This window comes from Pseudomonas sp. (assembly GCF_049301935.1).
Classification (GTDB): domain Bacteria; phylum Pseudomonadota; class Gammaproteobacteria; order Pseudomonadales; family Pseudomonadaceae; genus Aquipseudomonas.
Genome location: NZ_JBAQLP010000081.1, coordinates 22,191 through 34,939 on the forward strand (window position 1 = coordinate 22,191; position 12,749 = coordinate 34,939).

11 protein-coding genes and 1 tRNA gene are annotated in these 12,749 nt (G+C 61.9%); 4 read left to right on the forward strand and 8 right to left on the reverse strand.

Annotation, left to right across the window (positions count from 1 at the left end; all coding sequences use genetic code 11):
• Window positions 1–57: 57 nt before the first annotated feature.
• From WA145_RS11510 to doeA, 6 genes are all read right to left on the reverse strand, one after another.
• Complete coding sequence (locus WA145_RS11510; RefSeq protein WP_422581706.1) at window positions 58–1,464, reverse strand: aspartate aminotransferase family protein; 1,407 nt, start codon at window positions 1,462–1,464, stop codon at window positions 58–60.
• A gap of 109 nt (window positions 1,465–1,573) precedes the next feature.
• Window positions 1,574–3,046 (reverse strand): NAD-dependent succinate-semialdehyde dehydrogenase, encoded by a 1,473-nt coding sequence (locus tag WA145_RS11515; protein WP_422581707.1) that lies wholly within the window; start codon window positions 3,044–3,046, stop codon window positions 1,574–1,576.
• Between the two features lie 244 nt (window positions 3,047–3,290).
• Window positions 3,291–3,767, reverse strand: a complete 477-nt coding sequence (locus tag WA145_RS11520; RefSeq protein ID WP_422581708.1) for an Lrp/AsnC family transcriptional regulator — start codon at window positions 3,765–3,767, stop codon at window positions 3,291–3,293.
• A 300-nt stretch (window positions 3,768–4,067) separates the two neighbouring features.
• On the reverse strand, window positions 4,068–5,102 hold the full coding sequence (dctP, locus tag WA145_RS11525; protein ID WP_422581709.1) for a TRAP transporter substrate-binding protein DctP: 1,035 nt from the start codon (window positions 5,100–5,102) through the stop codon (window positions 4,068–4,070).
• A gap of 56 nt (window positions 5,103–5,158) precedes the next feature.
• Complete coding sequence (gene doeB / locus WA145_RS11530; RefSeq protein WP_422581710.1) at window positions 5,159–6,217, reverse strand: N(2)-acetyl-L-2,4-diaminobutanoate deacetylase DoeB; 1,059 nt, start codon at window positions 6,215–6,217, stop codon at window positions 5,159–5,161.
• Window positions 6,218–6,233: 16 nt separating this feature from the next.
• Entirely contained in the window at window positions 6,234–7,421 is a 1,188-nt protein-coding gene (gene doeA / locus WA145_RS11535; protein ID WP_422581711.1) for an ectoine hydrolase DoeA, read from the reverse strand.
• A 177-nt stretch (window positions 7,422–7,598) separates the two neighbouring features.
• Here doeA and WA145_RS11540 point away from each other — a divergent pair, with 177 nt between their 5' ends.
• The 3 genes from WA145_RS11540 (at window position 7,599) to WA145_RS11550 (ending at window position 10,979) form a co-directional block, all read left to right on the forward strand.
• The gene (locus tag WA145_RS11540; RefSeq protein ID WP_422581712.1) at window positions 7,599–8,999 is read left to right on the forward strand and encodes a PLP-dependent aminotransferase family protein; all 1,401 of its coding nucleotides are present in this window, start codon (window positions 7,599–7,601) and stop codon (window positions 8,997–8,999) included.
• A 148-nt stretch (window positions 9,000–9,147) separates the two neighbouring features.
• Window positions 9,148–9,684 (forward strand): TRAP transporter small permease, encoded by a 537-nt coding sequence (locus WA145_RS11545; protein ID WP_422581713.1) that lies wholly within the window; start codon window positions 9,148–9,150, stop codon window positions 9,682–9,684.
• Between the two features lie 17 nt (window positions 9,685–9,701).
• Complete coding sequence (locus tag WA145_RS11550; RefSeq protein ID WP_422581748.1) at window positions 9,702–10,979, forward strand: TRAP transporter large permease; 1,278 nt, start codon at window positions 9,702–9,704, stop codon at window positions 10,977–10,979.
• Between the two features lie 137 nt (window positions 10,980–11,116).
• Here the strand turns inward: WA145_RS11550 and WA145_RS11555 are convergent.
• Window positions 11,117–11,192: transfer RNA gene (locus tag WA145_RS11555), tRNA-Thr, on the reverse strand.
• A 97-nt stretch (window positions 11,193–11,289) separates the two neighbouring features.
• Window positions 11,290–12,132 carry a S1 RNA-binding domain-containing protein gene (locus WA145_RS11560; RefSeq protein WP_422581714.1) on the reverse strand — a complete coding sequence of 281 codons (843 nt, stop codon included), beginning with the start codon at window positions 12,130–12,132 and terminating at the stop codon, window positions 11,290–11,292.
• A 313-nt stretch (window positions 12,133–12,445) separates the two neighbouring features.
• Between WA145_RS11560 and WA145_RS11565 the strand changes: the two genes are divergently transcribed.
• The gene (locus WA145_RS11565) at window positions 12,446–12,634 is read left to right on the forward strand and encodes a hypothetical protein (RefSeq protein WP_169852821.1); all 189 of its coding nucleotides are present in this window, start codon (window positions 12,446–12,448) and stop codon (window positions 12,632–12,634) included.
• Window positions 12,635–12,749: the final 115 nt, after the last annotated feature.

Genomic DNA, 12,749 nt, shown 5'->3' on the forward strand with positions numbered 1-12,749 from the left:
ACCCTGTGAACGCAAGCGGGGTCACCGACTCGGCGACCCCGCATTGACCTAGTGTGCTTACTTGGCCTGCCAGGCACCGCTGCTGATCAGCTTGTCGGTGACCTTGTTCACCGCCCGCTCGGCCCGGGCAACGATGTCGTCGACCTCGCCACGGGTAACCACCAGCGGCGGGGCAAAACCGAGAATGTCACCGTGCGGCATGGCGCGAGCGATCAGGCCCTCTTCCAGGCAGGCGGCGGAGACCATCGGGCCGACCTTGAGGCTGGGGTCAAAGTGCTGGCGCTTGCTGCGGTCGCTGGAGAACTCCAGGGCTGCGAGCAGGCCGATGCCGCGCGCCTCGCCAACCAGCGGGTGCTCGGCGAAGGTGGCCTGCATGCGCTGCTGCAGGTAGGCACCGGTGTCACGGGCGTTGGCGGTGAGGTTCTCGCGTTCGATGATGTCCAGGTTGGCGATGGCTGCGGCGATGCCCATGGGGTGGCCGGAATAGGTGTAGCCATGGCCGATGGCGCCGTAGGTGTCGGTACCCTGCTCCAGCACCTGCCACACGCGCTCGCCGACTATGACCCCGGACAGCGGCTGGTAGGCCGAGGTCAGGCCCTTGGCCACGGTGATCAAGTCCGGCTGCATCTCGTAGTACTGCGAGCCGAAGTCCACGCCCAGGCGACCGAAACCACAGACCACCTCGTCGGCGATCAGCAGGATGTCGTACTTGTCCAGCACCTTGCGGATCTCCGCCCAGTAGCCCTGGGGTGGCGGCACGATACCACCGGTGCCGAGCACCGGCTCGCCGATCATCGCGGCCACGGTGTCCGGGCCTTCGGCGAGGATCATCTCTTCCAGCTTGTGCGCGCAGTAGCGGGAGAACTCCAGCTCGCTCATGGCATCGTCGGGACGGCGGTAGTAGACCGGCGCCACGGTGTGCTTGATGCGCTCCAGCGGCAGGTCGAAATGGGCGTGGAACACCGGCAGGCCGGTCATCGAGCCGGAGGCGATGCTCGAACCGTGGTAGCCACGATCGCGGGAGATGACCTTCTTCTTCTCCTTACGGCCGAGGATGTTGTTGTAGTACCAGACCAGCTTGAGCTGGGTCTCGTTGGCGTCCGAACCGGACATGCCGTAATAGACCTTGCTCATGCCCTGGCCGGCGAGCTTGACGATGCGCTCGGACAGGCTGGCCAGGCCCTCGGTGGTGTGGCCGACATAGGTGTGGTAGTAGGCCAGCTGCTTGGCCTGCTTGTAGATCGCCTCGGCCATCTCGGTGCGGCCGTAGCCGATGTTCACGCAGTACAGGCCGGCGAAACCGTCGATGAATTCGTTACCCAGCGAGTCCTGGATACGGATGCCCTGGGCACCGGTGATGATCCGTGCCGGGCTCTCGCCATGGGCGTGCTGCTTGAGGTGGGTGGAGGCGTGAAACACGTTCTGGCGGTCAATCTCGATGATTTTCTGGGTGTCGATGGTCATGGCAGTGCCCTCAGGTTAATCGTTAGCGGTTCCAGCTAGGTTTTCCTCGTTAGAAAACGTAGCGAGCGAAGGCTAGGCAGCGCATAGCGCGCGAAGCCCGCAGTAGTTTTCAGCTACCGCTGGCGCTGGGCAGGCCGCCCAGGCAGTAGTATTTGATCTGGCTGTACTCATCGAGGCCGTGGCGCGAGCCCTCGCGGCCGAGGCCGGACTGCTTGACGCCACCGAAGGGCACGGGCGGGCCGGTCATCTTCACCGAGTTGACGCTGACCATGCCGAACTCCAGGCCGCGCAACAGGCGCCACACCGGGCGCATGTCGTGACCGTAGACATAGGCGGCCAGGCCGTATTCGGTGTCGTTGGCCTGCTCGATCAGCTGCTCCAGGTCGTCCCAGGCCAGCACGCCGGCCACCGGGGCGAAGTTTTCTTCGCGGTAGACGCGCATCTCTGCGCTCACATCGGCCAGCAGGGTCGGCATAAAGAAGTTGCGCCCCGGGGCCTGGCTCTGCTCGCCGACCAGCAGGCGCGCGCCCTTTGCCACGGCGTCGTCCACCAGCTCCTGGGCCTTGGCCACCGCCTTGGCATTGATCAGCGGGCCCTGATTGACCCCACGAATCAGGCCATTGCCCACGGTCAGCTCGCCCATGCGTCGGGCGAAGGCCGCCAGAAACGGCTCATACAGCGAGCGATGGACGAAGATGCGGTTGGCCGCCAGGCAGTCCTGGCCGGTGGTCTGGAACTTGGCGTCGATTGCCGCCTGGGCGGCCTGCTCCACGTCCATGTCCGGCAACACGATAAAGGGTGCGTTGCCGCCCAGCTCCATCGAGCACTTCTTCACCGTGGCCGCCGCCTGCTGCAGCAGCAGACGACCGACCCGGGTCGAGCCGGTAAAGGACAGCGCCTTGACCTTGTCGCTGGCGCAGAGCACCTGGGAGACCATTTCCGGCTCACCGGTGATCACGTTGAACACCCCGGCGGGGAAGCCGGCGCGCTCGGCCAGCTCGGCCAGGGCCAGGGCGGAAAACGGCGTCTCGCCGGCCGGCTTGACCAGCACGGTGCAACCCACGGCCAGCGCCGCGGCGGCCTTGCGGGTGATCATCGCGCAGGGGAAGTTCCACGGGGTGATCAAGGCAGCCACGCCAATCGGCTCGCGCACGCTGCCCAGCTGGGCGTTGCGGATATGACTGGGGATGGTCTCGCCGTAGGCGCGCCGCGCCTCTTCGGCAAACCAGCGGATAAAGGAGGCGGCGTAGTCGATCTCGCCCCGGGCCTCGTCCAGCGGCTTGCCCTGCTCCAGGGTCATCAGCCGGGCCAGGTCTTCCTTGTTTGCCAGCAGCAGGTCGTGCCACTTGTTGAGAATGGCGCCGCGGGCGTCCACCGCCAGTGCGCGCCAGGCCGGCAAGGCCGCCTGCGCAGCGTCGATGGCGTGCTCAATCTGGCTGGCGTCGAGCTGGGTGCAACGGCCGATGGTTTCTTCCGTGGCTGGGTCGATCACCGCTTCGTCGCGACCGTTGTGGCCGGCGACCCATTTGCCGTTGATGTAAGCCAGCTGGCGCACCAGGCGCGGATCTTTGAGTGTGTGCATGGACGGTATCCCCTCTACTTGCCTGGCCGCTGTGAGTTGGCGGTGCAGGGCGTGATGCGTGTGTACGGCTTCCACTTTAGGGCTTGCCGGCCAACGACTTTTTCTCTTCAGGGGGTGGCTGGACTGTGTTTTTTTTCTTTGCAGCAGGCTAAGCGAGGCTTTTTTCTGTACCGCTAGTGCGCTGACTAACGCTCGGCAAAACACCTGTACCGGGCCGCTCACGGCCGTATTGCACATCGGCGGGTTAACCTTCTTCGTCGTCCGGCAAAAGCGCTGGCTCGCCGTGTTTGATGGTCTTGGTGACGATGTAGGTGAAGTAACGTTCGATGCCCAGATCGGTCATCAGCCAGCGGTCGATCAGGCGCTGGTACTGGTCGATGTCGCGCGCCATGACCTTGACGATATAGTCGATGCCGCCGCCGGTGGCGTAGCACTCGGTGACTTCGGCGCAGTCCTGCATGGCCTTCTCGAAGCGCTGGAAGGCTTCACGGTTATGCTGCTTGAGGCTGATTTCCACCAGCACCGCAGCGCGCTTGAACAGAATCTCGGTATTCAGCTGAGCGCCGTAGCCGCGGATGATCCCCGCCTCTTCGAGGCGCTTGACCCGCTCCCAGCAGGGGCTGATCGACAGGTTGATGGCCTCGGCCAGGCTCGACTTGGTGATCCGCCCGTTGTTCTGCAGGATGCGCAGAATCTTCAGGTCATAGCTGTCCAGACGCATAAACCGCTCCACGGCGAAAAAAACTATGCCCCAATCAGGGGCTGCGGTGTCGATCGGCATGGGTAGCGCTGCGCTCAACCCATCCTACGAGGGTGTGTTCCCATCGGAGATCCCCGCCGCCTCCGACGGAGCGCTGTCGCGCAGCAAACTGTAGAGCCAGCTTGCTGGCGATGCTTTTGATCCGTGAGGGCATCGCCAGCAAGGACTAGGCGCCTGGCTCCTGCCAAGAGCGGCGATCCGCACGACATATAACGGAACATCGCTAAACAAACCGGCGGGGTGACCCGCCGGCAACCGGGGTTACTGCTGTTCCAGCGCTTTGATTTCCTGCTCCAGGGCCTTGAGCACGGTGCCGGCTTCAGGGCCGGCCAGTTGCACCAGCTTGTCGCGCATCGGCAGGCTGGCCTCGCGGAAAGCCGCCTGCTCGTCCTCGTTCAGACGCACCAACTGGATGCCCGGCTTGGCCTGTTTGATCTTCTCCAGGCGCTCTTCGTTGTATTGCGCCTGAGTCTCGAAGATATAGGGCGCCAGCTCCGCCACGGTCTCGTCGATCAGCTTGCGCTGCTCGGCCGGCAGGCCCTGGTACCAGGACTCGCTGGACAATACGGCAACGGTGAATTGCTGATGGCCCGACCAGGTCATCACATCGTTGACCTCATAGAACTTCATTTCTTCGATGGCGAAGACCGGGTTCTCCTGACCGTCGATCATCTTCAGCTGCAGGGCACCATAAACCTCGGAATACGGCAGCGGGGTGGGCACCGCACCGAAGGATTTGTAGGTCTCCACCAGCATCGGCGAAGCCATCACGCGCATCTTCACGTTGTCGAAGTCGGCCGGCTTGCGTACCACCTTGTTGGTGGTCCAGACCATATCGCCTTCCGGGTACATGCTCAGCAGGCGCAGGTTGCGCGTCTTCAGCTTGTCGGCGATGGGCCCGTAGATGGTCGGGCTCTCGGTCAGCAGTTTGAGGTTGACCGCATTATCCTGGGACAGCAGGTAAGGCACCGAGAACACCTGCATGCCCGGCGCGGTGGAACCGAGAATACCGGTCGAGCCATGGGTGAACTGCAACACGCCATTGGCCACCAGTTCGGTGAGGTCTTCCGACTCGCCCAACGCGCCATAGGGGTAGACGGTGACGCTGATCTTGCCGGCGCTTTTCTCCTCGATCAGCGACTTGAACTTCTGCGCATAGGCGTCCTGCACGCTGCCGCTGATTTCCTCCAGGGCGAACTTCCATTCTTCTCCCGCCGCCAGGCCCGCCTGGCCAATCAGGGTCAGGCCCAGCGCCGTAGCCAGGGCGGCTTTCTTCAGTGTCTTGAGTGTGTTCATGGTGAGGTCTCCGCTTGCTGTTATTGTCATTGAATGGCGGCCGCTGCGAACGGCCTTCAGCTTTCGACTATGTCGGCGATTACCGCCAGGGTGTCGCCGATGTCCACCAGTGCGGGGAAGCGTCGGGCCACCAGCAGGCCGTCGCGCTGCGCACGGTATTCCACAGCCGGGGTGCCGGTGCGCTCGAAGGCATGCACCCGCGCCACCAGATCGCCTTGGCGCAGCCGATCACCCAGGCTGCGGGTGAGTTCGAGAATGCCGCGATGGGTGCTCTGCACATAACAGCTGGCATCGGGCATATCCAGCTGCAGTAAGGGCTCATCAGCCCGCTCCAGTTCACCCGCAATAATCCCGGCAAACTTGAGGAAATTGCGCACGCCCCGATCGGCCAAGGCCATGGTTTCGGGGGTACTGGTGCCGCCGCCGCGCAGCTCGGTGGTGACGAACACCTTGCCCTGGGCCTCCACCGCCGTGTCATACAGCGAGGCGGCGTCCAGCTCGAAGAGGATCATGCTGGCGGCGGTGCCAAACAGCCGCGCACCCTCGATGCACTGGGCTTCCTGCTGCGGGTCCGGCAAGCGGTGGGCCGCGGCGAACGGCAGGATATCCAGGGTCTTGCCACCGGAGTGGATATCCAGAGCGTAGTCACACAACGGAATCAGGTAACGCTGAAAGTAGTCGGCAATGCGCTCGGTCATGCTCCCGGCGGGGTTGCCGGGGAAGGAGCGGTTCATATTGCCCTTGTCGATCGGCGAGGTGCGGCTGCCGTTCTGCACCGCCGGGTAGTTCATCGCCGGGACGATGATCACCCGGCCCTGGACGTCCTCGGCACGCAGCTCGCCGGCCAGTTTGAGCAGGCTGGTGATGCCTTCGTATTCATCGCCGTGGTTGCCGCCAGTGAGCAGCGCGGTGGGGCCCGCACCATTCTTCACCACCGTGATGGGGATCATGATGCAGCCCCAGGCCGATTGGTCGTGGGAGTACGGCAGCTTGAGAAAACCATGCTGCACGCCGTCCCGGTCGAAGTCGACGGTGGCGCTGAGGGTACTTGGGCGAACCTCGGCCACGCTCGATCGCGTATTGGCCTGCAGTTCAGCTTCGGGTGAAATATTCATGGTTGCGCTACTCATCTCAGGCCTTCACAAACAACTGCCGCGGCAAGTCGCAGAGGGTTTGCACCCCGCTCTCGGTGATCAGGATGCTTTCGGTGGTCTCCAGCCCCCAGTCGTCGAGCCACAGGCCCGGCATAAAGTGGAAGGTCATGCCCGGTTGCAACACCGTGGTGTCGCTCTCACGCAGGCTCATGGTGCGCTCGCCCCAGTCCGGCGGATAACTCAGCCCGATCGGGTAGCCACAACGGTTATCGCCGCGATCGTAGCCATAACGGCGCAGGGTGCTGTTCAACTCGCGGGCGATGTCGCCGCAGGTGTTGCCCGGCTTGGCCACCGCCAGTCCGGCTTCGAGACCGGCATTGATCGCCTCCTCGGCCTTGCGAAACGCCGCCGACGGTTCACCCAGATAGAGAGTGCGCGACAGCGGGCAGTGGTAGCGCTTGTGGCAACCGGCGATCTCGAAGAAGGTGCCTTCGCCCTTCTTGAACGGGCGCTCGTCCCAGGTCAGGTGCGGTGCCGATGCATCCTTGCCGGACGGCAGCATCGGCACGATGGCCGGGTAGTCACCGAACTTGCCGTCATGGCCGACACAGGCCACCCGGTAGATTTCACCCACCAGTACGTTCTTCGGCAGGCCCGGCTCGACCATCTCGATGATCGCCCGGTGCATGTTCTCGACGATCCGCGCGGCCACCTGCATGTACTCGACTTCTTGCGCCGACTTGATCGCCCGGCACCAGTTGACCAGGCCGGTGGCATCCACCAGCTGGGCCTGCGGCAAGCCACGCTGCAGGGCCTGGTGCGAGGTGGCGCTGTAGTAGTAATTGTCCATTTCCACGCCGACCACACCACCGATCCAGCCCCGTGCCGGCAACACTTCCTGGCACAGGTAATCGAGGGCGTGGTGCGGCGGGTTCATTACGTAGCGGTCGCTGTAGGAGGCGATGTTCTCCTCCAGCAGGTAAACGGTGCGCCGCGCGCCATTGGCGTCGATGCCGCGGCCGTACCACAGCGGCTCGCCCTGCTGACCGACCACCACGCACTGCGGGGTATAGAAAGACCAGCCATCGTAGCCGGTCAACCAGGCCATGTTGGATGGATCATGCACGATCAGCGTGGTGATCCCCCGCTCGGCCATGGCGGCACGCACCTTGGCCAAGCGCTGGGCATACTCTTCACGGCTGAAATTCAACGCGATTTCACTCATGACAGCATCTCGAAAATGAACGCGACGGCGTTCAGGTCTCTATCCGGCCACCCGTGATAGCCGGGCGGTTATGCAATGTACTGAAAGCTGCTAGAGTGACCAGAACAAATACAGGTCAATCCGCACAGGCCTCATATTTATTACCATTACACTTTTCGTCAAGAACTTTATTGAACTATGACAATTGACCTAAAACCCTTTATTCGCTCCGGCCAGCCCAAATACCTGGCCATAGGCAACGCCCTCAACGAAGCGATCAACGCCGGCGCGCTGCAGCCAGGCAGCAAGTTGCCGACCCATCGCGAGCTGGCCGAGACCCTCGGAGTCAGTGTGCAGACGGTGAGTAATGCCTACGCCCATGCCGAGAAACAGGGCGCCATCTACGCCCAGGTGGGCAGCGGCACCTTCGTGCGCAGCCGCCACGTCAGCCACGAATCGGACTACCTGTCCACCGACGAACACGATGACCCCAGCCGCGGCATTGACCTGTCCACCGCCCATCCGGTGTGTACCGCGCGCCACGTCAAGCTCTATCGCGAAGGCCTGGAACGCCTGGCCCGGGAGGGGCGCGACGATTTCATCACCTCCTTCCACCCGACCCAGGGCCTGACCCAACACCGCGAGGTGGTCTGCAGCTGGCTGGCGCAGCAAAAAATGCCGGCCAACCCCGATCACCTGCTGTTCTGCAACGGCACTGCGCACGCCCTGACCATCGCCATGGCCACGGTACTCAAGCCCGGCGACACGGTGCTCTGCGAGCACGAGACGGGCATGCTGCTGCTGGCCCTGGCGCAAACCCTGCACTTCAACCTCAAGGGCCTGGCTACCGACGACCAGGGCTTGCTGCCCGAGGCGCTGGAGACGGCCTGCCGTCAGGGCGGCGCGCGGGTGCTGTTTTGCACCCCGACCATGAACAACCCAAACAACAACACCATGGGCCTGGAACGCCGCCAGGCGATCGCCGAATTGGCCCGGCGCTACGATCTGACGGTGGTGGAAGACGATGTGTACGGCGCGCTGCAACCAGACCGCAGCCCGCCACTGTCAGCACTGATTCCAGAGCGCAGCTTCTACGCCACCAGCCTGACCAAGGTGACCCTGCCCGGTATGCGCGCCGGCTACCTGATCACCCCGCCGCATCTGGTGCAGCAGGCCATCGGCCGGCTGCGCAGCACCACCTGGATGGCCACCCTGATGCCCTTCGAGATCGCCAGCTGGTGGATGCAGGACGGCACCCTCGACCGCATGATTGCCTTCCAGCAGCAGGAGTTTGCCGCACGCCAGCAGATGGCCAGCGAACTGCTTACCGCCTGTCGCTACCAGGCCCACCCCAACGGCATGCATATCTGGGCCGAACTACCGGCGCACTGGCAACCGGAGAAGTTCGTGCGCCGGGCCCGCCAGGAAGGCGTGATGATCTTCCCCGCCGAACCCTTCCTGGCCACTGCCGATCGCAACAACCCGTACGTGCGCATCAGCCTGGGCGCCGAGCAGAGCCGCTCGCGCGTGCAGGCCGGGCTGGCCACACTGAATGAATTGATTGCCGAAATACCACCACCCATGCATTTCGTATTCTGAGACGAGATACGAAACAGTTCACGCACGCAAAAATAGAACACATGTACTGATTAAAATATTTAATTGACATGGTTTTTATGCGGCGATACTGTCTGACCTCCACAACAATAAAAATGTCTGTCGCCACGGCAACAGACCGGAGGTGGCAATGGCGTGGTTGCGTAAACTGGACTGGCTGCTGGAAAAGCTCGAGGCGTTTATCCTCGCCGGCGCCATCCTGCTGATGGCACTGAACTCGGTCGGCAATGTGTTTGGCCGCTACCTGTTCAACCAGAGCCTGTACTTCTCCGAGGAACTCAATCAGTTCCTGATCATCTTCGTCACCTTTGTCGGCTGTAGCTATGCCGCACGGCAGAACCGCCATATCAGCATGAGCGCCTTCGTCGAGCAGCTGACCGGCAAGCCGGCCGCCGCCAGCCTGCTGCTGATCAACCTGTTCAGCGCCGCCCTGCTGGTCTGGCTGACCTGGGCCTCCATCGGTTATGTGCAATCGGCGGCGCGCGTTGGCCGCGCCTCATCGGCATTGCAGGTGCCACTGCACTACATCTACTGGGTAATTCCGCTGGGCCTGGGCATGAGTGGTCTGCAGTTCCTGCGCCACGCCTTTGTCCAGCTGCTGGTACTGCTCGGCCGCCGCGAAGCACCGCCGCGGCATGTTGATGCCCCTCTCCCGCCACAAGTCTGAGTTCGCGCCGCATGGATATGACCACTGCTCTTCTGCTGATCATGCTGGTGCTGCTGCTGGCCGGCTTCCCCATGATGACCACCCTGCTGGCCGCTGCGGCCGCCGGCTTCCTGTTCTTCTTCAATATGGGTCCGGAGTTCCTGATCCAGCAGATGATCGCCGGTATCCGCCCGTCCGCCCTGGTGGCGGTGCCGATGTTTATCCTCGCCGCCGACATCATCACCCGCGGGGCCACCGCCAATCGCCTGCTCGACGTGGCCATGGCCTTCGTCGGCCACGTACGCGGCGGCATGGCGGTGACCACCGCGCTGAGCTGCGCGATGTTCGGTGCACTGTCCGGCTCGACCCAGGCGACTGTGGTGGGGGTGGGCAGCATCATGCGGCCGAAAATGCTGCAGCAGGGCTACAAGGACAGCTTCGCCATGGCGCTGATCATTAACGCCTCGGATATCGCCCTGCTGATCCCGCCGAGCATCGGCATGATCATCTACGGCGTGGTCTCGGGCACTTCGGTGGCCGAACTGTTTATCGCCGGCATCGGCCCCGGCTTGTTGTTGATGCTGCTACTGGCCGGCTACTGCTATTTCTACGCACGAGTAGCAGGCATTCCCCGCGGCGAGAAACTCAGCTGGAGCGAACGCCTGCGCACCTGCCGCCGCGCCATCCTGCCGCTGCTGCTGCCGGTGATGACCATTGGCGGCATCTACACCGGGGTGTTCAGCCCCACCGAAGCCGCTGCGGTGTCGGTGCTCTATGCCTTGATCCTGGAAGTGTTGATCTTTCGCCGGGTCAAGCTCAGTGACCTGTCGAGCATTGCCCTGTCCACCGGGCTGATCACCGCCGTGGTGTTTATCCTGGTAGCGGCCGGCTCGGCGTTTTCCTGGGTAATTTCCTTCGCCCAGATCCCCCAGCAGATCCTCAGCGGTATTGGTTTGATGGAGGCGGGCCCGACTGAACTGCTGATCATCATCTCGATCGCCTTCTTTATCGGCTGCATGTTCGTCGACCCGATCGTGGTGATGCTGATCCTGGTGCCGATCTTCGCCCCAGCGGTGCGCCTGTCCGGCCTGGACCCGGTACTGGTGGGCACCATCATCACCCTACAGGCAGCCATCGGCTCGGCCACGCCGCCCTTTGGCTGCGATATCTTCACCGCCATTGCGGTGTTCCGCCGGCCCTACTTCGAGGTGATCCGCGGCAGCCTGCCGTTCTTCGCCATCCTGCTGCTGATGTCGGTGCTGTTGATCATGTTCCCGCCAATCACCCTGTTTCTGCGCGACCTGGCGTTCCGTTAGAAGCTGGCTGACAACCGGGCACAAAAAAGCCCCGCCAGTGTGCTGCTGAGCGGGGCTTTTCATTACCATTTGCACCCACCATGCACTCATGATGGCTTTACCCTTAAACACAAAACCATGTAAGCCATTGATTTTACTGGTGCCGGAGACAGGAATCGAACCTGCGACCTTCGCGTTACGAGTGCGCTGCTCTACCAACTGAGCTACACCGGCAAGATATTGCTTAAGTCGCGCGCACACCAGCAGCAACGCGACTCAAGCTGTCACCCCAAGCCTAGCAAGCCAACAGCAGAACGTACGGTGCTGATGCTTACTTGCTTGGCAGTTCGATACGGTCTTCGTGGATCACGATGCGGCCCTGCTTGTACAAACCACCGATGGCCTTCTTAAAGTTACCCTTGCTGACCCGGAACAGCCCGGCAATTTCTTCGGGCGAACTTTTGTCATTCACCTTGAGTACGCCATCGTGCTCGCGCAGCTTGGCCAGAATCTGCTCACCCAGGCTGCTGGCCGCTTCCTGACCAACCGGTTGCAGGCTCAGGCTGATTTTGCCGTCGGCGCGCACTTCCTTGATAAAGCCTTTCTCCTGCATGCCGCTGCGCACAAACTTGAACAGTTCGTTCTTGTGGATCAGGCCCCAGTGCTTGCCATTGATAATGGCCTTGAAGCCCATATCGGTGGCCTCGGCCACCAGCAGGTCGACTGCCTGGCCCGCCGTGTAGTTGGCCGGCACGTTGTCCAGGTAGCGGTCCAGACGAGCGGTGGCGGTGATGCGTTTGCTGCGTTTGTCGAGAAACACATGCACCACGCAGTAATCACCGACCTGCAAGGGGCGTTTTTCTTCGGAGTGCGGCAACAGCAAGTCTTTTGGCAAACCCCAATCAAGGAATAAGCCCACCCGGTTTATATCCACAACTTTCAAACTGGCAAATTCGCCCACCTGAACTTTTGGCTTTTCCGTGGTGGCAATTAATTTGTCTTCACTGTCCAAGTAAATAAAGACGTTTAACCAGTCTTCCACTTCGCTTGGGCTATCGCTCGGGATATAGCGTTTGGGCAATAGAATCTCACCATCCGCGCCGCCATCCAGATACAGGCCGAAGTCGGTGTGCTTCACGACCTGCAAACTATTCATTCGTCCAATTACCGCCATGATGCCCTACCCTCATTACCAGGCCGGCATTCTAGCCGACTCGCCTGTTAATTTCTCGGCCTAGCGGCCATCGCACTGCGCCGGCCTGATGGCCTTGCGGGGCAATCCGACCGATGGGCCAGGCCGCGAGATACGGCCTGAGCACGGGCTATCTATTCGTATTAAAACAATCACTTACTGACATACCCGCTAATTCATCAGACTATTTGCAGAATAACTGCACGGTATATCGCGACATCCGGGCTTTATTTACCAAGCAATTGTCAAGCATTTCGAGTATCATGCACGGCCAAATTAATTTTTGAGTAGGTCAATGGCCGTCATGCGCGTAAAAGCATCCAACAGCAAACCCAAGCCGGCTCCAGCCGTGGAAACCAGCGCCTCGATCGATGCACAGATCGAAGCCTTCCTGAAATCCGGTGGGGAAATTCAGCAAATTGCCAAAGGCGTCAGCGGTCAGGTGTACGGCACCACCAAGCAGATCACCATCGGCAAAAAGTAACGCTTGCTGGCCATGCAGCGCTTTGCTCGCAATGACAAGGCGCTGGCCAGTGCATAACCCCTCCCACTCCCCCGCGTCCGTTCTTATCCCGACATCAGTTGTTTTGCCCTTTTGC

What these genes read in the sequence shown, in the direction of transcription:
- dctP (WP_422581709.1), bottom strand. Translation starts at nt 5,102, where the DNA reads ATGAACACACTCAAGACACTGAAGAAAGCCGCCCTGGCTACGGCGCTG.
- WA145_RS11550 (WP_422581748.1), top strand. Translation starts at nt 9,702, where the DNA reads ATGACCACTGCTCTTCTGCTGATCATGCTGGTGCTGCTGCTGGCCGGC.
- WA145_RS11515 (WP_422581707.1), bottom strand. Translation starts at nt 3,046, where the DNA reads ATGCACACACTCAAAGATCCGCGCCTGGTGCGCCAGCTGGCTTACATC.
- doeA (WP_422581711.1), bottom strand. Translation starts at nt 7,421, where the DNA reads ATGAGTGAAATCGCGTTGAATTTCAGCCGTGAAGAGTATGCCCAGCGC.
- WA145_RS11540 (WP_422581712.1), top strand. Translation starts at nt 7,599, where the DNA reads ATGACAATTGACCTAAAACCCTTTATTCGCTCCGGCCAGCCCAAATAC.
- WA145_RS11520 (WP_422581708.1), bottom strand. Translation starts at nt 3,767, where the DNA reads ATGCGTCTGGACAGCTATGACCTGAAGATTCTGCGCATCCTGCAGAAC.
- doeB (WP_422581710.1), bottom strand. Translation starts at nt 6,217, where the DNA reads ATGAATATTTCACCCGAAGCTGAACTGCAGGCCAATACGCGATCGAGC.
- WA145_RS11545 (WP_422581713.1), top strand. Translation starts at nt 9,148, where the DNA reads ATGGCGTGGTTGCGTAAACTGGACTGGCTGCTGGAAAAGCTCGAGGCG.
- WA145_RS11565 (WP_169852821.1), top strand. Translation starts at nt 12,446, where the DNA reads ATGGCCGTCATGCGCGTAAAAGCATCCAACAGCAAACCCAAGCCGGCT.
- WA145_RS11510 (WP_422581706.1), bottom strand. Translation starts at nt 1,464, where the DNA reads ATGACCATCGACACCCAGAAAATCATCGAGATTGACCGCCAGAACGTG.
- WA145_RS11560 (WP_422581714.1), bottom strand. Translation starts at nt 12,132, where the DNA reads ATGGCGGTAATTGGACGAATGAATAGTTTGCAGGTCGTGAAGCACACC.